Annotated in this window: 13 protein-coding genes, 4 tRNA genes and 3 rRNA genes; 2 read left to right on the forward strand and 18 right to left on the reverse strand. The window is 47.2% G+C overall.

Annotation, left to right across the window (positions count from 1 at the left end):
- From C6P11_RS10170 to gnd, 7 genes are all read right to left on the reverse strand, one after another.
- Positions 1-143 (reverse strand): helix-turn-helix domain-containing protein (locus C6P11_RS10170; protein WP_135518151.1); only part of this gene is annotated, 143 nt, incomplete at its 3' end.
- A 155-nt stretch (positions 144-298) separates the two neighbouring features.
- Positions 299-934 carry an NAD(P)H-binding protein gene (locus C6P11_RS10175; protein WP_135520845.1) on the reverse strand — a complete coding sequence of 212 codons (636 nt, stop codon included), beginning with the start codon at positions 932-934 and terminating at the stop codon, positions 299-301.
- Positions 935-987: 53 nt separating this feature from the next.
- Positions 988-1,356, reverse strand: a complete 369-nt coding sequence (locus C6P11_RS10180) for a hypothetical protein (RefSeq protein ID WP_135520847.1) — start codon at positions 1,354-1,356, stop codon at positions 988-990.
- A 118-nt stretch (positions 1,357-1,474) separates the two neighbouring features.
- A complete protein-coding gene (locus tag C6P11_RS11340) occupies positions 1,475-8,725 on the reverse strand; it encodes an LPXTG cell wall anchor domain-containing protein (protein ID WP_245299868.1) in 7,251 nt (2,416 codons plus the stop codon).
- Positions 8,722-13,947, reverse strand: a complete 5,226-nt coding sequence (locus tag C6P11_RS11345; RefSeq protein ID WP_245299869.1) for a lectin-like domain-containing protein — start codon at positions 13,945-13,947, stop codon at positions 8,722-8,724. The genes C6P11_RS11340 and C6P11_RS11345 overlap by 4 nt, the downstream gene beginning before the upstream one ends.
- Before the next feature lie 554 nt (positions 13,948-14,501).
- Entirely contained in the window at positions 14,502-15,209 is a 708-nt protein-coding gene (locus tag C6P11_RS10190) for an FGGY family carbohydrate kinase (RefSeq protein ID WP_135520849.1), read from the reverse strand.
- A 306-nt stretch (positions 15,210-15,515) separates the two neighbouring features.
- Positions 15,516-16,424 carry a phosphogluconate dehydrogenase (NAD(+)-dependent, decarboxylating) gene (gnd, locus tag C6P11_RS10195; protein ID WP_135520851.1) on the reverse strand — a complete coding sequence of 303 codons (909 nt, stop codon included), beginning with the start codon at positions 16,422-16,424 and terminating at the stop codon, positions 15,516-15,518.
- A 180-nt stretch (positions 16,425-16,604) separates the two neighbouring features.
- Here gnd and C6P11_RS10200 point away from each other — a divergent pair, with 180 nt between their 5' ends.
- Entirely contained in the window at positions 16,605-17,447 is an 843-nt protein-coding gene (locus tag C6P11_RS10200) for a MurR/RpiR family transcriptional regulator (RefSeq protein WP_135520853.1), read from the forward strand.
- 38 nt (positions 17,448-17,485) lie between these two features.
- Here C6P11_RS10200 and C6P11_RS10205 read toward each other — a convergent pair whose 3' ends face one another.
- The 3 genes from C6P11_RS10205 to C6P11_RS10215 form a co-directional block, all read right to left on the reverse strand.
- The gene (locus C6P11_RS10205; RefSeq protein WP_135520854.1) at positions 17,486-18,145 is read right to left on the reverse strand and encodes a hypothetical protein; all 660 of its coding nucleotides are present in this window, start codon (positions 18,143-18,145) and stop codon (positions 17,486-17,488) included.
- A gap of 6 nt (positions 18,146-18,151) precedes the next feature.
- Positions 18,152-18,976, reverse strand: a complete 825-nt coding sequence (locus C6P11_RS10210; protein ID WP_135520856.1) for an aldo/keto reductase — start codon at positions 18,974-18,976, stop codon at positions 18,152-18,154.
- Between the two features lie 161 nt (positions 18,977-19,137).
- Positions 19,138-19,389 carry a GlsB/YeaQ/YmgE family stress response membrane protein gene (locus C6P11_RS10215; RefSeq protein ID WP_003608482.1) on the reverse strand — a complete coding sequence of 84 codons (252 nt, stop codon included), beginning with the start codon at positions 19,387-19,389 and terminating at the stop codon, positions 19,138-19,140.
- 151 nt (positions 19,390-19,540) lie between these two features.
- Between C6P11_RS10215 and C6P11_RS10220 the strand changes: the two genes are divergently transcribed.
- Positions 19,541-19,891, forward strand: coding sequence for an iron-sulfur cluster biosynthesis family protein (locus C6P11_RS10220; protein ID WP_003608484.1), 351 nt, complete (start codon positions 19,541-19,543; stop codon positions 19,889-19,891).
- 36 nt (positions 19,892-19,927) lie between these two features.
- On the opposite strand, the gene C6P11_RS10225 is transcribed toward C6P11_RS10220, so the two are convergent.
- From C6P11_RS10225 to C6P11_RS10260, 8 genes are all read right to left on the reverse strand, one after another.
- Entirely contained in the window at positions 19,928-20,233 is a 306-nt protein-coding gene (locus C6P11_RS10225) for a hypothetical protein (RefSeq protein WP_135520858.1), read from the reverse strand.
- 69 nt (positions 20,234-20,302) lie between these two features.
- Positions 20,303-20,375: transfer RNA gene (locus tag C6P11_RS10230), tRNA-Thr, on the reverse strand.
- Positions 20,376-20,379: 4 nt separating this feature from the next.
- A tRNA-Asn gene (locus tag C6P11_RS10235) sits at positions 20,380-20,452 on the reverse strand.
- Positions 20,453-20,461: 9 nt separating this feature from the next.
- Positions 20,462-20,578 (reverse strand): 5S ribosomal RNA (gene rrf, locus C6P11_RS10240).
- Between the two features lie 130 nt (positions 20,579-20,708).
- Positions 20,709-20,781 (reverse strand) — tRNA-Thr (locus tag C6P11_RS10245).
- A 4-nt stretch (positions 20,782-20,785) separates the two neighbouring features.
- A tRNA-Asn gene (locus C6P11_RS10250) sits at positions 20,786-20,858 on the reverse strand.
- Between the two features lie 9 nt (positions 20,859-20,867).
- Positions 20,868-20,984, reverse strand: a 5S ribosomal RNA gene (rrf, locus tag C6P11_RS10255).
- Between the two features lie 91 nt (positions 20,985-21,075).
- A 23S ribosomal RNA gene (locus tag C6P11_RS10260) occupies positions 21,076-21,175 on the reverse strand; the annotation flags it as partial.

Genomic DNA, 21,175 nt, shown 5'->3' on the forward strand with positions numbered 1-21,175 from the left:
CCAACACAGCGGGCAATCTCACGAGAGATTGTCGAAGCGCTTCTACCAATTTCTTTTGCAATGCTACGCATTGACAACCCTTCTCTGAGTAAAACTTCTATACGTCCGCGATCAAATGCGGTAAGCTGATGATAATGACTCATAATGTTTCCTCGCGTTCTGTATGTTCTAGACAAACTACATTTTACGCTGGTTCATTATGAGTCAGTTTTTATTTAGCTTAGTGTTGCACTTGAATTGTAAATTCAAGTATAAAAAAAGACCCACATTGCTGTGGATCTTTAAGTAAAAATCTATCTTAAAAATCTGAAACCGTGAAGCGCTCACGGACGTGCTTTGGTGTTTCGATTTCATCCAAAATACCAACCGCCATGTTACCTGCCGTCACGTGTGACTTGCCGTCTTCAGCCAACAACAAGTCATCCTTAGCCGTACGGTGAGCCGTAGCTGGACCTGGCACGAAGTTTTGTTGTGGTGAAACAGCCGTCCAGAAGACATCTGGTGTTGCACGCAAAATTTCTAGTTCAAGAACACCATAACGAGGCTCGTCGATCCAAGCTTCGTTACCAGGCAATTCCTTCAAGAAGTCAAACAAACGTGTGCCGTTTGCTTGGACAAGCGATGCGGCACCTAGGATGAAAATGATGCGCGTTTGCAAACGACGGAACTCGTGTAGCAAATGCGTCAACGCATCCAAGTTCAAGTAGGCATCCTTGTGGTTGGCAAACGCATTAACCACCACATCGAATTCCTCGAACACGTCAGCGTGCATCTCGAACAAATCACCTACCAAAATCGTCGCATCTGCCCCTAGCTTTTCGCGTGCCTTATCAGCATCACGGACAATCGCTGTGACAGCATGTCCGCGCTTTGTTGCTTCTTCAAAAACTGCTTGACCGGCCATTCCGGTTGCCCCAATTACTGCAATCTTCATAATCATTACACTCCCGCGCTTATTTTTCGTTAATTACATTGTACCAAAGCAGCTTAATCATTTGCGCGGATTATTTGACGAACCTGGTTATCAAGCACCTTCAATTTCGTATCATCCGACTTTGTGATGATATAGCTGCCATCGTCTTGCTTGACGATAGCCTTAACGGTCTCAGCGTTCTTAGCGACCGTTTGCGTTCCTGGCAAAATATAGACGTCACCATTGGTGATATCAATCTCAACCACGTGATTTGACTTGCTCGTTGCTGACTTACTTGCTGATTTCTTAGCTGATGTTGGCTCATTTTGCACAAACGCACTGCGCGCTGCCCAAAAGACACCAAACAACATTAAGAACAACATGAAAATAGCCGTAAGTCGCTTCACCCATTTTCCAGCTGTGTTTTTCTTTTTCTTAGCCATTGTGTCGTACCTCTCCCATTTAACTCTTTAGTAAAAGATACCATAAAAAGGGGACAAACCCGTGCTACTGAGTTTGTCCCCTTCATCGTGTTATTCAAATGTCGTGTGTTCGATCGTTTTAGTCTTCTTCATCCTTCTTACGACGCTTTGCTGCGAGCAACAAAAGGGTTGATGAGAACAAGAAGATTCCCAAAGCCATCAAACGCCAATCATCCTTATAACCCGTGTTTGGTAACGTACCAATACGCGCTGGTTCAGTTGCATAAGCCAATGAGTAAACCGTTGGCGTTTGCGCACGAACCGCTGCTGGCTGAGTCACGTATACCGTTTCGACAGTTGGTACTGGTACCGCCTGCGTTTGTACTTCTGTAACTGTTTCCGTCTTCGTCTCAGTAACCGTTTCAACGGCTGGGGCCGGCGTTGGTGCTGACTGGTTCGTTGGGTGTTGAACCGGTGGCACAACCACATTGCGCGCCTCAGCTTCAGCAACTGCTGCTTGCAAGGCCTTAATTGCAGCCTCAATATCAGCCGCCAAGTTGCTTGAACTGTCCTTAGCTGCCGCTTCCAAGATAGCTTGCAAACGATCCAAAGCCTTTTGTACAGCTGGATCACCAGCGACAGACGACTTCTTTGCAGATGTAATCGCCTTATCGGCCGATTGGTTTGCATCCGTTCGCTTTGCCTTTGCGTCATCAAGTGCTGTCTGCAAAGCCTTTGTCGCTGCTGTAATTTGCTCAGCTGATGCATTTGGATCGTCCAATACCTTCTTCAAAGCAGTAATCGCATTTGCGACTTCAGCTTCGTGTGATACCGGTGCTGTCTTTCCAAGCAAATCATTGGCTGCATTACGAGCTGCTTCAATGGCGTTGTTAGCCGTTGCTACGGCAGTCTCCAAAGCCTTTGTGGCCGCTTCGATATCGGCCGTCAATGCATCAGCGTTATCGCCAGCTGCTCGGTTCATGATATCTTGCAACTTCTTCAAAGCTTCTTGGACTGCTGGTACTTGGCCAGCTGCTGACGGCTTCACAATATCAATCAATGACTTTGCTGTCTCGTTGGCTTGCGTACGCGCAGCACCAACTGGTTGCAAAGCATCACGCAAGGCCGCCGTTGCATTTTCGATGTCCGCTGTTGTTGACGTTGGATCATCCAGCAACTTTTGCAAGGCATCCTTGGCCGTCGCAACCTTGGCTTCGTGTGAAACCGGTGCTGTCTTACCCATCAACTCGTTAGCCGCATCTCGGGCAGCCTCACGACTAGTGTTAGCTGTCGCAATTGCATCTTGCAACGCCTTCGTGGCTGCTTCAATATCCTTGGTCAAGTTACCATCCTGGTCAGCCGCGGCTTGCTTTTGAATCTCATCCAAAGCATCCAAGGCTGCCTGCACAGTTGGCTCCTTAGCCAAATCAGTTGGTACAGCCGCTGCCGCTGCATCCGCTGCTTCGTTGGTCGCGTCACGCAAAGGTTGCGCAGTCGCAACTGCATCGCGAAGTGCTTGTGTCGCATCAGCAATTGACTTCGTTGTCGACGTTGGATCATCCAACAACTTCTGCAAGCTGCTAATCGCATCCGCTACGGCTGGCTCGTGTGAAACCGGTGCCGTCTTTGACAAGGCATCTTGTGCATCATCACGGGCAGCTTGTTGGTTATTAGCCGCCGTTGTTTGCGCCGTTTGCAACGCATCGATGGCTGCTTCAATATCCTTAGTCAAAGCAGAATCCGTGTCAGTAGCTGCTGTCGCCATCACATCCTTCAAATTATTGATGGCTGCTTGGACAGAAGGCTCAGCTGATTGATCTGACCCTTGCGCGTCGGCAATCGCTTGTGTACCAGCCGTATTAGCAGCATCACGATCAGTCTTATCCGCACCAATTGCAGCATTCAAATTCTTAGTGGCTTCTTGAATTTCAGCCGTCGTTGAATTTGGATCTGTCAGGATAGCTTCGATTGAACTAATCGCTTGTGCCGTACCCAATTCGTGTGAAACCGGGTTAGCCGAAGCAATCGCCACCGCAGCGTCCTTGCGTGCTTGCTCTTGGGCAGCCTTTGCATCTGCTACCGCCTGCTTCAAAGCGTTACGCGCGGCATCGATGGCAGCCGTCAATGCATCACTGTCATCGTTAGCAGCTTGCTTCATCACATCTTGCAACTTCGCAATCGCATCTTGCACAGCTGGTTCATCAGCTTGAGGTGTGTTTGATGCATCCGTAATCGCGTTTTGTGCGTTGGTATTAGCTGTCGTACGCGTAACCTTGTCATCGCTCGTCGCATTCATCAAGTTCTGCGTGGCATTCTTGATGTCTTCCGTCGTTGCTGCCGGATCATCCAATACCTTGTTCAAAGCAGAGATGGCATCAGCCACCGCCTTTTCATTTGAAACCGGCGCTGTTCTAGCCAAGGCGTCCGCCGCGTTATCACGCGCCTCAGCTTGTTCCTTAGCCGCTTGTACCACAGCCGTTTGCAAAGCATCCAAAGCTGCCGCGATATCGGCCGTCAATGCATCTGGCGTATCTGTGGCCGCTTCTTCTTGAATCTCGTTCAACGCATCCAAAGCCGCTTGAACAGTTGGTTCGTTTTGCGTGCTTGAGGCTTCAACCTTGTCTTCGTACTTGTCCGCCTCATCGTTAATCGCATCACGCTTGGCTTGTTCAGCTTGGTTAGCTTCCGTTAACGCCTTCGTTGCCTTCTCGATATCAGCCGTTGATGATGCCGGGTTGTCCAACAACTTCTGCAAAGCATCATGGGACTTAAGAACCGTTGCTTCATTTGACACCGGCTTAGTGGCCTCGATAGCATCGGCGGCTGCATCGCGGGCGGCCGTTTGGTTTTGCTTGGCCGTTTCTTGAGCAGTTGCCAAATCATCAATGGCCTTTTGGATATCAGCCGTCAAATCGGTTGACGAATCAGCTGCTGCAGCGGCCTGCGTGTCTTGCAACTTCTTGATGGCTGCAATTACTTCTGGCTCAGTGGCTTGATCAGACGTCTTCGCCGCTGTTACCGCATCATCTGCTTGACGGTTCGTCTCGTCACGACTCGCCTTATCGCTCGCCGTTGCCTCAGTCAACGCATCCGTAGCTTGCTTAATCTCTTCCGCCGTTGAATTCGTATCATTCAATACATCTTGCAACTTTGAAATAGCATCCGCCGTCGCTGCTTCATTTGAAACAGGTGACGTGGCTTGCAAAGCAGCCTCCGCAGCTTGACGTGCATCAGCTTGATTATCAGCAGCTTGTGAAACTGCATCTTGCAAGTTCTTGATGGCTTGTTGAATATCAGCCGTCAACGCATCCGACGTATCAGTCTTGGCTTGATCAACCAAATCTTGCAATGCCTTTTCAGCTGCCTGAACAGCCGGTTCGTCCGCTTGGTTAGAACCATTGGCAGCATTAATGGCTGCCTTGGCATCGTCATCATCGGCGTTACGTTGATTAATCGCTGTCTCAGTCGCTGAACGCAATGCCTCGGTTGCATCATTAATTTGATCAGCCGTTGAAGCTGGGTCGTCCAACAACTTTTGCAAGTCATCAATCTTACTTTGGACACCTGGTTCGTAACTAACTGGTGATGTTTCGTTCAACGCCTTTGCTGCATCAGCACGGGCGGCTTCTTGTGCGCCACCGGCAGCTGCCACAGCATCCTTCAAGGCTTGCGTTGCCTTCTCAATATCATCCGTTAGCGCACTAGCGTCACCCGTCTTAGCCTTCTCAATCAAATCTTGCAAATTCTTCGTTGCGTCGATAACTGATTGGTCATTGGCTTGGTGTGAATTGCCGGCCGTGGCGATTTCATCGTTCGCAGCATCATTTGCGGCATCACGATCAGCCTTCGCTTGTTCAACAGCGTCATTGTAATCGTTTGTCGCCTTCACAATCTGGTCTGGCGTACTGTCCGGATTATTCAACACATCTTCAAGCGCTTGCTTCTTATCGATAACAGACGCTTCGTTTTGAACTGGTGTTGCATCTTGTGCAAGTGCCGTCTCACCTGCATCCTTAACGGCATCAATCACCGCTTGGCGTGCATCTTCAATGGCTTGCGTTGTACCAACATTGTTAGCAGCATCCTTTTGGGCAGCTTCCAAATCAGCAACTGCTTGCTTAACGGCGTCATCCTTTGAATCAGTTACCTGACTAGCAGTTGTATTCGCATCGTCGTTCGCCTTATCACGTTCTGACTTTGCGTCCGAAACTGCATCTTGCAATGCTTGCTTAGCTTGGTCTATGGCTTCCGTTGTGGCATTTGGATCATCCAAAACATCGTTCAATGCTGACTGTGCATCTTCTACGCCTGGCTCCTGTGAAATCGGTGCCGCATCAACAGCCTTGGCTTCTGCACGAGCAACCGCATTTTCAAGTGCATCCGTTGCGTCCTTAATGGCCTGCGTCGTACCTTGATCGTTGTCAGCATCAGTCATCGCCTTGTCCAACTTTGCCATAGCATCCGCAACCGCATCATCGGTCGCTACTGCTGTGGTATCAGGTGAATTCAACGCATCATCACCAGCCGTTTCGGCATCTTCACGATCACTCATTGCTTGGTCGATTGCATCTTGCAAAGCCTCTTCGGCTGCCGTTTGTTGGTCAGCCGTCGTGTTAGGATCCTTGGCCAAGTCATCCAAAGCCTTTTGGGCATCCTTAACCGCTTGCTCTTGTGAAACCGGTGCCGTATCAATGAGACTCAACGTCACCGTCTTGGTCGTCTTGTTACCAGTCGCATCAGTAACCGTAATCGTCATATCACGTGACTGACCATCCCCAGCTACCAAAGCAGCAATCGTTTCATAGTCCGTCTTAATCGTGCTGTCACCGTGTTGTTGGTTATCTGTCGTGCTGAAGCCAACATCAGCCAAGAAGGTTGCTTCATCAGCTGGCATGCCGGCCTTTGAAGTCGTCAATGCGGTCTTGGTTGTTGTAACCGTTGGTGCCTGCACATCTCGGTAAACATAACGAACCTTTTTATCCACTGCCGTGTCGTCATCAAAGTTGACGTTATCAGCCGTATTATCAACTACCTTACTGTATCCGGCGATTTGTTCATCCTTCACCAAATCAGCATCTTGGTAATTAACCGTTTCGTTTGTCACACCATTCAACGTGTGGCCGGTTACACCCGTGTCTGATGTCAACGGACGACCAACTTCATCAAATAACTTAACGTCAACCGTTTGTGGCAATGGCGTGTATGTGATAACCGTTGCCTGTGAAGACTTGTCGGTATCTGCCGTTGCATCATAAACAACCGTGTAAGTTGCGGTCTGCTTGTCATCTGACAATGACCACGTCATGCCATCAGCTGCCGTAATATTCGAAATTTCGTAACCCGCCGGTGCTGTGATTGTACCTGACGTTTGTTGATCAGTCTTACCATTCAACGTTTCATCAGCTTGTGGGAAGGCTGGCGTATTGGTTGCGCCATCCGCATATTGTTGCGTAATCGTGGCCGTTTGGTCATCAGTAACATACGTAATCACAAACTTTTGTACGTCAGAATCCTCACCAGAACCATTGTTAGTGTTATCGAAGTTTGACGTTGCAGCCAACGCTTCAGCCATCGTGTCGTACTTTGAGCCATCAGGACCAGTTACCGTGTACGTGTATCCTGGCGTTGCCAAATCAGCATCCGTGTAACCGGTTGGGGCATTAATCGCATCCCCAGTCAAACCATCAACCGCTTCGCTCTTGGCACTTACTGACGTCGCCCCATCCGGCACGTTAATTTCAAATTGGGCTTGTTGCTTTGATTGCGTCAACGTAATATCCGTGTTCTGTGGCGCCGTATCAGTACCATCAGTTCCCGTGTTCGTTGAATCATCAAAGTTTACATCCAATGAAACTGCCTTACCATCCATCGCAATGTCAGCCGTAATACCTGAAGCTGTCGACGCCGCGCCACTAGCAACGTAGTAACCTGCCGGTGCCGTGTACGTGTAACCGTATGACTCAGCCGTCTTACCGTTTTGCGTATCAGTTACCGTCGTTGTGCCATCTGGCATATGTTGGGTAACCGTTGCCGTTTGGTTCGTTGGTGCCAATGTGATAATCAAATTTTGTGGCTTCTTATCAGTCGTTTCATTACCGTTGTCAGTATCGTCCATAATCAACGCGTACGTCACTGTATCGTGTTGGTCGTTGGCATATGTCACGCTATACGTGTCACCAGCGATTGCGACAATATAGTAACCAGAAGGTGCCTTAATCGTACCTTCACGGGTATCGCCAGTTACACCAGCAACCGCAATTGGATCAGGTGTCGTTGGTGAGCCAATTGCGCCTGAGTAGACAAAGCTAATTTGACCAGATTGACTAGCTGGTGCCAATTGCAACGTAAAGTCTTGCGCAGCACTATCTGAAGCGCTGGTGTTATTCGTGTTGTCATACGTAAACGTGAACGTTGCCGTACGGCCATCCGCCGCAACACTGGCGCCAGATGGCTGACCAGTCGCTTCGAAGTAGTATCCTTCCGGTGCCGTATACGTTGATGTGTAAACACCGCTCGTCACACCGGCTGCTGCAATTGACGACATTGGCGCCCCGTCAAAGCTAATGTTGGCTGATTGATAATCAGCCTTGTAACTCACAATAAATGATTGTGCTGATGAATCTGATTGGGCATCCCCGTTGCTGGTATTATCATAAGCCGCCTCAGCTGCAACCGCTGCAGACAAGTTTGCATACGCTTGTGTTGTACCATCACGTCGTACAGTCGACACATTGTATTGATAACCATCAACAGCCAAATCAGCATCGGTTGTCGCATATGAGATTGGTGCTTTGGTTACACCGCTAGTCGTTTCAACCGCTGATCCGGCTGAAATTGGTGAATCGCTACTTACGACTAATTGACTCTCTTGGTATGAAGGCGTTGGGTTAATGACGAAACGCTTAATTCCCGTATCAACCGCATCAAAGCTATTGTTGTCCGCAACCGCTTCATCCAATGTCGCATAGACCTTTGGTGAACCAGTTTCATCTGTCACCCAAGTACCATCGGCGTTTTGCACCGTCACGTTATACGTGTAACCATGCGTCATTTCCATGCCATGCAACGACTCATCGGTCGTCTTCAATCCAAGCGCTGCCCCGGTATCACCGGTCACTTCTTCAAGGACTCGGCCCGAATACTCATCGCCAGTTTCGCCAACGACAACTTCAGCCGTTTGCGTAATAGCTGAATACTCAACCGTATAAGTTTGTGGTGCTGCATCGGAATCTGTGGCGTTGTTCGTGTTGTCATACAAACCGGTGTTTCCAGTCAAAGCTGATGCCAACGTGTTATACGTGTTGCCATTTGGCGCCTTCACAATGTAACGGTAACCATCGATATCCAATGCTGAATCGTTCGTCGCAAACGATACCTGACCACTCGTCACACCAGCAGCAGAGTCAAGCGTGACACCGTAAAGACTTGTGGTGCTGCATCAGAAGAACCTGTGTTATTCGTGTTGTCATAAACCGTGTTTGCTGCCATAGCTGCTGACAAAGTGCTGTACGTCGTCGCACTGTCAGAACCCATGTAGACCACATAGCGATAACCACTACGAGACAGCGTTGCATCGGTGTTTGAGAAGGCAATTGCACTACCAGTCAAACCAGATGCGCTTTCAATTGTCTTTCCCTTTTGAATTGGTGAGTTAGCAGCCCCGACAATCGTTGCTGCTTGGCTCATTGGCGCATAACTAATCATGAAGTTTTGCGTCTCAGTATCTGAGTCATCCGCATTACTTGTGTTGTCGAACGTTGTATTTGCTGATTGTGCTGCAGCCAACGTTGCATACCACTCGCCATTTGGTCCCATAACACGGTATGTGTATCCAGAAACCGCCAATGACGCATCAGCAATCGAGAATGGCATTTGCGTCGCCGTACCACCTGAAATTGAAGCCAACCAACTACCAGCGCTGACTGGTGAATCTGATGTCACACCCAATGATGCGCGTTGCATGTCAGCCGTGTAGTTAACCGTAAACGTTTGTGGCTTACTGTCAGTCGATCCGGTGTTATCCGTGTTGTCATAAGCGCTGTTTGCAGCAATCGCTTGAGATAGCGTGCTGTATGACGTGCCATCCGGGCCGCTAACTGTGTAGTGGTATCCCTGCGTGTACAAGTAACCATCCGTCACTGTGCCAAACGCAATCGCGCCACTCGTCGGACCAGCTGCTGAATCAATCACTGATCCAGCGCTGATTGGTGATTCCAAACCAACTGTAACCTTAGCTTGTTGTGAATCCGCCTTATATGACACGCGGAATACTTGCGCTGATCCATCAGACGTTGCCGTACCGTTATCGGTATCATCAAACGTCCCATTGGCAGCCATTGCGGCCGTCAATGTTGCATAACTTGAACCATTAGCCGCATAAACCACATACGTGTATCCTGGCACCGCTAGTTGACTATCCGTCTTGGCGAATGAAACGGCACCCTTCGTCACACCAGCTGCTGAAGCCAATGATGAATTGGCGCTGATTGGTGAATCGGCATCCACAACCAATGCAGCTGATTGGTAAGCCGCCTTATATGACACGGTAAAGCTTTGGATAGCTGAATCGGTGCTACCTGTGTTTGTCGTGTTATCAAAGATTGAGTTTGCAGCAACGGCTGATGACAACGTTGTGTACGTCTTACCATCAGGTCCCGTGACCGTGTACGTGTATCCAGCAACCGCCAAACTTGCATCAGAAGTTGCAAAACTCAACGCCCCTGACGTCACGCCAGTAGCTGAATCGACCTTTGAATTAGCCTTAATTGGTGACGTACCAGCCACATTGACCACGGCCGATTGACTAGCCGCCTTATAACTAACCGTGAACATATCAGGGTTAGCATCAGATGTGCCTGATGCCGTGTTGTTCGCGTTGTAGTATGAGTGCGCTGACAAAGCTGATGACAATGTTGTGTAGGCCGTTGAATCGCTACCGTACTTAACAGTGTACGTGTACCCACTCTTAGCAAGTTGTGAGTCTAATGTTGCATATGACGAATCAGCCGTAAATGAGATGGCCGATCCCGTTGAACCATTAGCTGACGAGGCCGTTGAACCCGCACTAATTGGTGAATTTGCATCCACCACAACTGACGCCGCCTGACTCATTGGTGCATACAAGACAACGAAACGTTGGGCCGCCGCATCGGTTGTACCTGTGTTATCCGTGTTATCGAACGTGCTGTTGGCTGCCAAAGCTTGTGACAGCGTTGAATACCAAACCGTGTTGTTCACGTCATAACCGTATCCAACCGTGTATGTGTAACCAGACGTAGCCAAATCAGCATCCGTGACCCCAAATGACATCGCTTGGCTAGTCACACCTGTAATATTCGCAACTGAAGACCCCGCCTTAACTGGCGAATTCTGTTGGACACGAATATAAGCTGATTGGGCATCGGCTGTATATGACACACGGAAAGTTTGTGCTGAAGAGTCAGCTGATGCCGAACCGTTTTCAGTGTTGTCATACAAGCTATTAGCCTTCACTGCTGCCGTCAACGTTGCGTATGAATCACCCTTCGGACCGTAAACCACGTATGTGTATCCAGACTTCGCAAGTTGTGAGTCAGCCGTACTAAAGGCCAATGATCCACTCGTCACACCCGAAGCAGATTCAACTGCTGAATTAGCTGAAATTGGTGACGCACTGTCGACCACCAAATTAGCTGCTTGATATTGTGGCTTATAAACGTATGTGATGACCGAATCCAAGTCAGCATCGAACAAACCATCAGCATCTGAATTATTATCTGGTCCTACCAATGTATAACCAGCAATCGTCATTGAACCATCTGGAATCTTTGAGCCGACATAACCACTGGTTGATCGAGCCGTGCTAATCACCTTACCGGATTGATCAACGTAGTTATACGTGACCTTCGCCGTCATCGGTGCATAGACAACCTTGAAACGTTGCACCTGCGCATCAGTCGTTGCATTGGCTGCATTTGACGTGTTGTCATACTTGTTAGCCGCCACGGCTGATGTCAAAGTCGTATATGAATTAATAATACTACCAGCTGAATTCAATACATTAACAACATACGAGTACCCGCTCTTGGCCAACTGTGAGTCAGTCGTTTTGAATGAAATAGCTGAGCTAGCAGGCCCGTTAGTCGTTTCGTTAACAGCTGAGTAGCTCAAAACTGAGTTACCTGAATTGTCGGCTGAATCCGTAAACAATGAGGCATATTGATTTGTCTTATACGTCACCACAAAGGCTTGTGATGATGTATCTGAATTACCTGAATTTGATGTGCTGTCATAACGTGGGTGCGCTGCCACAGCTGATGACAACGTTGTGTACGCCGTTGAGTCTGGCGCATCCGTACCGGTGTACTTAACCGTGTACGTGTAGCCCGCCTTCACCAAACTTGTATCGTTGGTTGCGAAGCTAATCGTGCCACCCGTTGTGCCACTTGCTGACGTAAGTGTTGAACCAGCTGAAATTGGGCCATTTGGATCATACTTAACTGCCGCTGCTTGGTAAGCGCCGACATAACTAACCGTGAATACTTGGGCTGATGAATCAGTTGTTCCCGTATTGTTAGTTGCGTCGTAGATTGCGTTGGCAGCCACGGCTGATGACAACGTGGCATACGTTGACCCGTTTGGTCCCTTTACCACATATGAGTAACCAGCCGTCGTCAAATTAGCGTCGGTGTAGGGCAATGACAACGTGGCGCTCGTAGCACCCAATGATGATGCCAAAACTGAGCCAGCCTTTACTGGTGAATTTGAATCAACCACCAAGCTCGTCGTTTGCGTAGCTGGTGTGTAATTAACCGTGAAGTATTGGTATGACGCATCTGATGAAGATTGAACGCCATTCACCTTGTTATCCGTATTGTCGAAAGAATTAGCTACAACAGCTGAATCCAAAGTTGAATATGTCACGTTGTCTGGACCAGTAACGGTGTATGTGTAACCTGACTTAGGCAAGTTACTGTCCTTAGTTGCAAAGTTAATCGCATTACCAGTTCGGCCACCAGCGGCGTCCTTGTATGCTGATGTACCAGCTACATATGAACCATTCGCGTATGAATAATCACGCGTGTACAAATAAGCGCCTTGATAATCCGGCACATACTTAACCGTCCACGTTTGTGGTGTCCCGTCAGATTGCACACCGGCAGAATTTGACGTACTGTCCCATACGTTTGTGCCGGCTGCATACGCAGATGACATCGTTGAATAGTTGCTACCGTTTGGATCAGTGATGTAGTAGCTATAACCTGAACGAATCAATGAAGCATCCACAATACTTTGCGCAACTGTAGCGCTACTTCCCAATGGATTGTCTTGATCAACACTCCAGTATGACGTAATCACATTTGACCCACTCCACAAAGCTGGCGTGTCTGTTTGAATGATTGACTCTTGGTATGGCAAAGCCGTGTACTTGATTGTAATGACGTTGTTAGCAGTTGTTTGTGAAACCGTGACATCGTTAGCTGATGATACCTTGTAACCACGAATCGTCGGTGCAGCAAAGGCCATATCCGCTGTACCAGCTTTGGCCTTAGTTGACAGGTTCGTGATACCAATCGTGTCGTTAACAGCGGCAATGAAGCTCGTCGATGGCTTGATTGTATTACCGCTCGCGTCCACATACTTGACTGTTGTACTAGTGGCAAACGTACCAGATAAGTTATTAATCGAAGCAAAGTTATCATTCGCCTTCGATCCATTGGCGGCATTAACACCGGCTGAGAAGGCTTTTGGCGCAACCAATGTGATATTAGATTGATTAGTGTTAATTGTCCAAGAGTGGCCACTAGTATCCTTCAAAGATGCCGTAATGTACGGCCCACCACCTGGTCCGCCAGTTGGCCACCAAGTCATTTGATATTTAACTGTTGTATTCCAAGTCGTCAAGTTTTGACCATTCGTATACATGGCAGTTGGCACAGTCGTCAAATTACCCGAGCTATCCGTGGCACGCAAAGCTCCAAACGGACCAGAAGCCGGGTCGTTAGTATTCTTATAAAAATCCAGTCCCAAGGCATAGGCATTGCTAAAGCCTTGGATTCCAAGTCCACCACCACCATTGTTCATGTTATAGTCTGACGCCATCTTGGCAGGATCAGTCGGCGTCAAAACCAGACCAACCCAGTCAGACCAGTTTCCATTCGACGGCAAATTTCCATCTGAACCACCTAAATTAGGGTGGAGGTAGCCATCAATTGTAAATTTCTGACTGGCATCAAATTGACGATTAACATAGTAGTAACCAATTGTGTTTTGACCATTGGCAGTCAACTTAGCATAGGTTTGACCTGTTGGATCCGTATACGAACTATTCTCGGCTGCCCATGCTCGGTTGTCATACGTACCCTTACCAGCTAATTCTGTGTGCTTATTAGTCTCCGTGGCTGTCCACTCAACATAACGATTTGAACCTGCGGCACTGTCCGCATCCGTCACGGTGTCAATTGTTACCGTCGACGTTGTTTGTGCTGCCGAAGCTCTGGTCATCTCTTCTCCTAGACGCGTTAACATCTTAGGCGATGAGGAAACCACCCCCACTGAAAGCGCAGTTAGTCCCGCAGCCACCCAGAACTTACCGCTTTTATACATCTTCTTTCTTGTTTTTGTTTCACCCATAGTAAATACCCATTTAACTTTCCTAAAGTGAGCGATTGTTACAGTTTTGTGACAATCTACATTTATAGTGCAAGTTTAACAATATATTTACGCTTTTGCTGGGTTAACGATTTGAACAAATTTTCACTAAATAGTTTCTTAAAAACCTGTTATATCAACATTGTTAGCGCTTTCTTATTTTTTAGAAAGGGTTTGGTTTCATTTCGTATATTTATGATATAGAAAACTATTGAGGCACAAAAAAAGAGACCTCTCTCACTAAATGAGTGAAGGTCTCTTTCTGTTTAAGCGGACCACCACGTACCGCTTAAACTCCTTCACCGTATCATGTTAACAGGCACCACCCCGTTAACAATCCCCATACATCGAGGTGTCCAAGCCTCGATGCGTTTTCCTCCGATCACATGTGGGTCCTTCACCTCCCACATGCGACCATTACCGGACAGCAGGGCATCGCACCCTCCGTAAACGGCAGTCCTAGGACATCACTCCTCGACTAACTGCATCCCCGGCAACATTTCAATTATAGCATATCGCGACCGGCTACTTCCGTCTTAACGGAGGTAGAAAATCGTGTCAGCACTCAAGCCTGTCTTGGTCATCACTTCAGGCAAAAGTGGCGCCTTAATTTCAGTATCGGCTACAATTTCAGGCAATTGTTCAGCCGCTAAACCGGTCACGGCCAACGCTTGCACATCCCACGTCTTGTGGGCGACATTGTAGTAGCCAGTACGAGCAGCCAATGCTTCATCAACAATGTTCAAACCGAACAAACGGTATGTCACATATTCAAGTACACCCATGAAGTGCGCTGCGTTGGTGTAAGCGTCAGGACTCTCGTTCTTCATCCACAACGTCAACACAAGTGGTTCTGTTGCTGTCATTGGCAAGCCCGTCTTGCGTTGCAATTGGCCACCGATACCGTTAATCATCAAGGCATCAACGTACTTCGCCGCGCGGTTATCGCCACCTGACACAACGTCAGTTAGCGGGGTGAATTTTTCATCCAATGCCATCCAGCCGTTCGCAATGCCAGTTGCAAAGCGGACTTCAACAATCTCATCATACTCACCTGGCAAATCAGCACGCATTGCAGCTAGCGCATCAACCAAGGTGTTCACGATGTTATCGGGAGTCACTGGGTCAGTTGGAAATGCCATCCCCTCATATGGGAAGTGCATGACCTTTTGATTTTTATTTTCATCGATCAACGTTGCCACAATATCAATTGCAGCCATGTCAATCATCACTGTATATTTCATCGGCCTACATCCTCTAAGTTAATACCCAAAATTATACACTAAAACAAAAGCACCCGACAGTTTCCTGTCGGGTGCGCTCTCACAATCTCATCTCATGTAGCACAAGATGACAACACTCAAGAATCTCACAACTTAAGCATTGGAACCACGCATATAGTCATCAAAAATGGCTATTAGTTCCTGCCATGGGTCCTCCCTGGTGGCAGACGCAGCGCCAAAGGTCGACCAACAGCGGCGATTAAACTTGTGGTTTATTTTTTTATTTTGTGGGTCTCACAAAGTAATTAAGCGGGGGAAGCCGTTTTATTACTTAGCAGCGTCCATTGCGTGTCCACCGAAGCCGTTACGCAAAGCTGAAACAACCTTACCAGTAAACGTGTCTTCTTGTAGTGAACGGTAACGCATCATCAATGACAATGCGATAACTGGTGCTGGAACTTCCAAGTCCAATGACTCTTCGATCGTCCACTTACCTTCACCAGATGAGTGCATACGACCTGAGATAGCTGACAACTTAGGGTCCTTAGCAAATTGCTCTTCGGCCAATTCCATCAACCATGAACGAACAACTGAACCGTGGTTCCACAACTTAGCAACGGCTTCGTAGTCGTAGTCGAATTGTGATGCTTCCAAAACTTCGAAACCTTCGGCGATGGCTTGCATCATACCGTATTCGATTCCGTTGTGAACCATCTTCAAGTAGTGGCCTGATCCCAAACGACCAGTGTATAGGTAACCGTCTTCCAAGGCGATTGACTTGAACAAAGGCTCCAAAGTCTTCCAAGCTTCAGCGTCATCTCCACCGATCATGAAGTTTCCACCGTTACGTGCACCTGACATACCGCCTGAAGTACCAGCATCGAAGAACTTGATACCAGCAGCAGTCGTGCGCTTGTTTTGCTCCAAGTTATCCTTGTAGTTTGAGTTACCACCGTCGATGATGATGTCGCCTTCGTCCAACTTCTCGATCAAAGTATCGATAGTTGAGTTCGTAGGAACACCGGCTGGAACCATGACCCAAACAACCTTTGGTGATGGCAATTGTGCCAACATGTCATCCATATCAGTAGCTGGTGATACCAAATCTGAGTATGCGTCAGCTTCCTTAACAAAGTCTGCGTTCAAGTCAAAAGCAACAACTTCGTGACCGTTATCTGCAGCATTCTTTACCAAGTTCAAGCCCATCTTACCAAGGCCGATCATAGCGAACTTCATTTGAGTTACCTCTTTTTTTCTTGTGCTTTTTTTCTACATGATTATTATAATGCAAAAGTTTTTCACTTTGCAACCCTTTTGTTGTAAAATATTTTCATATCCAAAATACGGTACAATAGAAAATAGACAGAACGTTGTTATGTCAACGTTTCCCGATTCTAAAAATAAAAGGAGTTTGACATGGCACAATCAGGTTTTGCGCGCATTCGTTCAATGCGTGATCAATTATCTGGATCAGATGAAAAAATCGCTGGCTTTATCCTAGCCAACCCAGAAGAAATTCGTTCCTTAACAATTCAAGGGCTCGCGAATGCTGTCGGACTTTCAACCGCTACGATTTCCCGTTTTGTTAAGCGTGTCGGCTTCGGTTCATTCCGTGAGTTTTCACTCAGCTTAGCCGTTGCCACGCAATCGGACGACACGTTCTTTGGTGAAATCGACGAAGAAGACGATACAACTGAAATTGTTCAAAAGGTATTCAGTGGTGCAACTAACGCCTTGGAAGGTACCCTATCAATGATTAACAGTGACGATTGGGCAACAGCTACTAAGTGGTTAGTCGAAGCTCGTCGCGTTGGTCTATTCGGTATTGGTGGTTCATCAATCGTCGCCTTAAATGGTTATCACAAGTTGTTGCGTACGCCTTTGGATGTCGAACAACACCCTGACTACGACGTGCAACTGATGCAAGCCGTTCGCATGCGCGCTACTGATGTTGCCATCGTGGTATCACACTCAGGTCGTAATCACGACACGCTAACGATTGCACGCCAACTTAAGAACAACGGCGTCAAAATTATTGCCATTACTGCTTATAAGCAATCTGAATTGGCCAAAACAGCTGACCTAGTTTTGGCCAGTGCCGCTGAAGAAGTCAATATCCGAAGCGAATCAATGTCATCATTAATTGCTCAAATCACGATTATGGATAGTTTGTTCACCCTTGTCGGTGTGCAACTTGGTGATAAGACCCAGCAAGTGGTTGATCACATCCGTACCGCCATCGAAGGTACACGTGAATAGAAAAAGTCGTCCAACGCACATATGCGTTGGACGACTTTTTAATGTAATTGTTCAATTGTTAGTGCCTGTAAGTCAGTCAACCAAGTCTTTGTTGCCTCATCGACATCATCAGGCATGATAAATGGCGTTGTTGAATACACTGTTGCAACATTGGCCCAATTAATGGCACCATCCTGCAAGAATGATTGCTTTGTGTCAGCAACCTGTTGTTCAGTCACAGCTGCCAAACGTTCAGGCATCGTGGCAAACATCATCAAAAACCAATTAATGGCCAGTTGCTGGGCAATCTTTTCAGGTACATCAGTCACATCATCAGTAACTATGATGCGCTCATTCAACGGCACAGCAGGAACTTCTTTGTTCAAGAACTTTTGTGTACGTGGCCATTCCGTTGCCAACAAGGCATAGAATTGCCAAGGTACCTGATTCGCAATTTGGCCAAGCGTCGTCACAAACATTTTGTCTAATGACCATGTTGTGCCAGTTGCATTATCAAGCAAGGTCATCAATACGCGTTGCATCGTTTCCTTCATCAAAGGTGCCAAACGTGCATTTTGCGTTAAGTGATAACGAACAAGTAAAAACTCCCCCACCTTCTCGGGTGTGATTGCTTTTGCTTCTGTCGCCTTAGCTTGTTGCTTAAAATTCTTCAAACGCTTTGCTGAACTAATGCCCGCAAATTGTCCCTGCTTCACCATGTTTTTTTACCACAAATCTTCCGTATAGTTTTGGTCTGGTGCACCCATGATACGCTCACCACGTTGCAAAGCATCAATACGAGCCATATCAGTCGTCGTCAATTGGAAGTCCAAGGCTAAGTTTTGAGCCATACGCGCTGGGTTACCTGACTTAGGAATCACCGCAACGTTGTGTTGGATTTGCCAACGCAAAATAACTTGTGCGATGCTGACACCGTAACGCTCAGCAATACCTGCCAAAACAGGATCTTGCAAAACGGCACCACGGCCAAGTGGGCTCCATGCTTGGTGTTGAATCCCCAACTCTTCCAAGTAGTCGTGTAGGACGTGTTGGTTAAAGTATGGGTGCGTTTCAATTTGATCAACTGCTGGCATAACCGTTGCCTTCGTCAACAAACGATCCAAGTGGTGGGCTTCAAAGTTTGAAACACCGATGGCACGTACGTAGCCTTCCTTGTATAGGTGCTCAAGCGCACGCCATGTTTCAAAGAATGGATCAAACTTTGGCCAGTGTACCAAGTACAAATCCAAGTGATCCGTTTGCAAAGCAGCCGTCGTGTTCTTGAAGGCTTGCAACGTGTTCTCATAGCCTTGTTCCTTTTGAGCAACCTTACTCGTCAAGAAATAGTCATCACGGTTCAAACCAGAACCTGCCAAAAAGTCCCCAAGTTCGTTTTGGTTGCCGTACATCGCTGCCGTATCAAACAAACGGTACCCAGCTTGCACAGCCGCATCCATCACTTCACCATATGATAGTGCATCATTGGCTGCATCCGTACCGAATCCAACCATTGGCATTTCAACGCCATTATTAAGTGTCACAAATTCCATTGTGTCGTCCCCAATTTCCATAAGAATGCTTACATTTTAGCACTCATTTATGACGTTTTTGCGAAACATCGCGACACCAGACAATTAATCTTAAAATTATGCTACTCATTAGTCAATGAAAGAGGAAACGGGAGTCAGCAATTCGCCAACTCCCGTCTACTTTATTTCTTATTCGCTTTTACAAAAATCCATGACACCACTAACACAACGATAATGGCACCAATAATTGATGGTATCAACGCCATACCTGCTAGTGATGGACCCCAGTCACCTAGAATCATTTGTCCTAGCCATGATCCAACTAGTCCAGCCACAATGTTAGCAATCCACCCCATTGATGCGCCACGACTTGTAATCGCTCCGGCAATTGCACCAATAATAGCTCCCACAATCAAAGTCCAAATTAAATGCATAATTAAATCCCTCCTATGTCCTATAACTTACTTTAACTCTATCAACAATAAATTACCCGTACAACGACTTGGCGGACTGTTCACGCTTTTGTGCAAACGCTTTTGTACGTTACCGTTCATCATGGTACTATGGGGCCAGGAGGTGGAAACTATGTTTTTAACAATTTCAGATGCAGCCAAGGCTAAACTTGCTGCTAAGCTAACACCAACAACCAAAATCGTCTTGGATTTTGATGACGGCGTTGGGCCGTTTTCAGATGCTGGGATGTGTACACTAGACGTCGCTTTTAACGTTGTCTTGTGTGAGGCTAAGGATTTAACTAACGATTTTGACACGGTCATCGACAGCGACTTGGGTCCTGTTTACATTAAGGGATATACGAAGGCACAAATGGACAGCGACATGCGTTTAGATGTTGATAAGTATCTTCGTTATAGCTTGTCAGGTCCATCAGGGACGCTTGATTCTAATGTCGGATTGCGTGACATTCAAATGGCATAGCAAAAATGGGTACCAGAAATATTCTGGTACCCATTTTTAATGTTCATTTAGTTGTGCTTGTAGTTGCTTAATCTTATTGATTAAGGCATCTTGAATGATTGCTGCATTTTGATCGGCAACCATTGGCTGTGGCGTCATAACAACTGTTTCTGATGTTTGTTGCTTCAGTTGTTGGTTCTCAAGCGCTAGTCGATCAAGTTCAGCTGCCATTTCTTGTAAGGCACCTTGCAAATCGCCCACTTGTGCTTCGTAAATTTCAGCGCCGGTACGCCACTTGTCTACTTCAACTTCTGCAGCCTTTAGCGCCGTTTCCAACTCGATAATGCGTTCTTGTTCATCCATGACAACTCCCCCTTCAACTGTGTCTAAGTGTACAAAAAAACCATCCTCAAGCGAGGATGGTTTTAACTATGCCGACTGGGGGATTCGAACCCTCGACCTACGGTTTACGATACCGTTGCTCTACCAACTGAGCTAAGTCGGCATAACTCCGAATGTCGGGCTCGAACCGACGACAACACGATTAACAGTCGTGTGCTCTACCAACTGAGCTAATTCGGAATAATAAATGCATCGCGACGTCCTATCCTCGCAGGAAGCGATCCTCCAACTACTTTCGGCGCTATTGAGCTTAACTTCTGTGTTCGGTATGGGAACAGGTGTGACCTCAATGCCATCATCACGACACGCGTTATTTCTAACTTACAAGTCATTATTCTACGTAAGAATCAACATATTGTCAATACTTTTGTATGATGAATAATGGGGATTCTCGAAATAAAAAAACACCTTCGAGCGAAGATGCCTTTATAACGAGTGCCGACTGGGGGATTCGAACCCTCGACCTACGGTTTACGATACCGTTGCTCTACCAACTGAGCTAAGTCGGCATAACTCCGAATGTCGGGCTCGAACCGACGACAACACGATTAACAGTCGTGTGCTCTACCAACTGAGCTAATTCGGAATAATAAAAGCATAGCGACGTCCTATCCTCGCAGGAAGCGATCCTCCAACTACTTTCGGCGCTACTGAGCTTAACTTCTGTGTTCGGTATGGGAACAGGTGTGGCCTCAGTGCCATCATCACTACACGTTATTTAACTGAGAAGTTATTAGGCCTCTCAAAACTGAATCATAATTTGTAAATCAAACTTCGTTTGAGCCTTACACCACGTTTTCAACTTGGTTAAGTCCTCGAACCATTAGTACTAGTCCGCTCCATGCGTCGCCGCACTTCCACTTCTAGCCTATCTACCTCATCATCTCTGAGGGGTCTTACTTC

The organism is Weissella confusa (genome assembly GCF_004766315.1).
Taxonomy (GTDB): Bacteria; Bacillota; Bacilli; order Lactobacillales; family Lactobacillaceae; genus Weissella; species Weissella confusa_A.

Excerpts from the sequence above, each read along its gene's own strand:
- C6P11_RS10175 (WP_135520845.1), bottom strand. The coding sequence starts at position 934 with ATGAAGATTGCAGTAATTGGGGCAACCGGAATGGCCGGTCAAGCAGTT.
- C6P11_RS10180 (WP_135520847.1), bottom strand. The coding sequence starts at position 1,356 with ATGGCTAAGAAAAAGAAAAACACAGCTGGAAAATGGGTGAAGCGACTT.
- C6P11_RS11345 (WP_245299869.1), bottom strand. The coding sequence starts at position 13,947 with ATGGGTGAAACAAAAACAAGAAAGAAGATGTATAAAAGCGGTAAGTTC.
- C6P11_RS10190 (WP_135520849.1), bottom strand. The coding sequence starts at position 15,209 with ATGAAATATACAGTGATGATTGACATGGCTGCAATTGATATTGTGGCA.
- gnd (WP_135520851.1), bottom strand. The coding sequence starts at position 16,424 with ATGAAGTTCGCTATGATCGGCCTTGGTAAGATGGGCTTGAACTTGGTA.
- C6P11_RS10200 (WP_135520853.1), top strand. The coding sequence starts at position 16,605 with ATGGCACAATCAGGTTTTGCGCGCATTCGTTCAATGCGTGATCAATTA.
- C6P11_RS10205 (WP_135520854.1), bottom strand. The coding sequence starts at position 18,145 with ATGGTGAAGCAGGGACAATTTGCGGGCATTAGTTCAGCAAAGCGTTTG.
- C6P11_RS10210 (WP_135520856.1), bottom strand. The coding sequence starts at position 18,976 with ATGGAATTTGTGACACTTAATAATGGCGTTGAAATGCCAATGGTTGGA.
- C6P11_RS10215 (WP_003608482.1), bottom strand. The coding sequence starts at position 19,389 with ATGCATTTAATTTGGACTTTGATTGTGGGAGCTATTATTGGTGCAATT.
- C6P11_RS10220 (WP_003608484.1), top strand. The coding sequence starts at position 19,541 with ATGTTTTTAACAATTTCAGATGCAGCCAAGGCTAAACTTGCTGCTAAG.
- C6P11_RS10225 (WP_135520858.1), bottom strand. The coding sequence starts at position 20,233 with ATGGATGAACAAGAACGCATTATCGAGTTGGAAACGGCGCTAAAGGCT.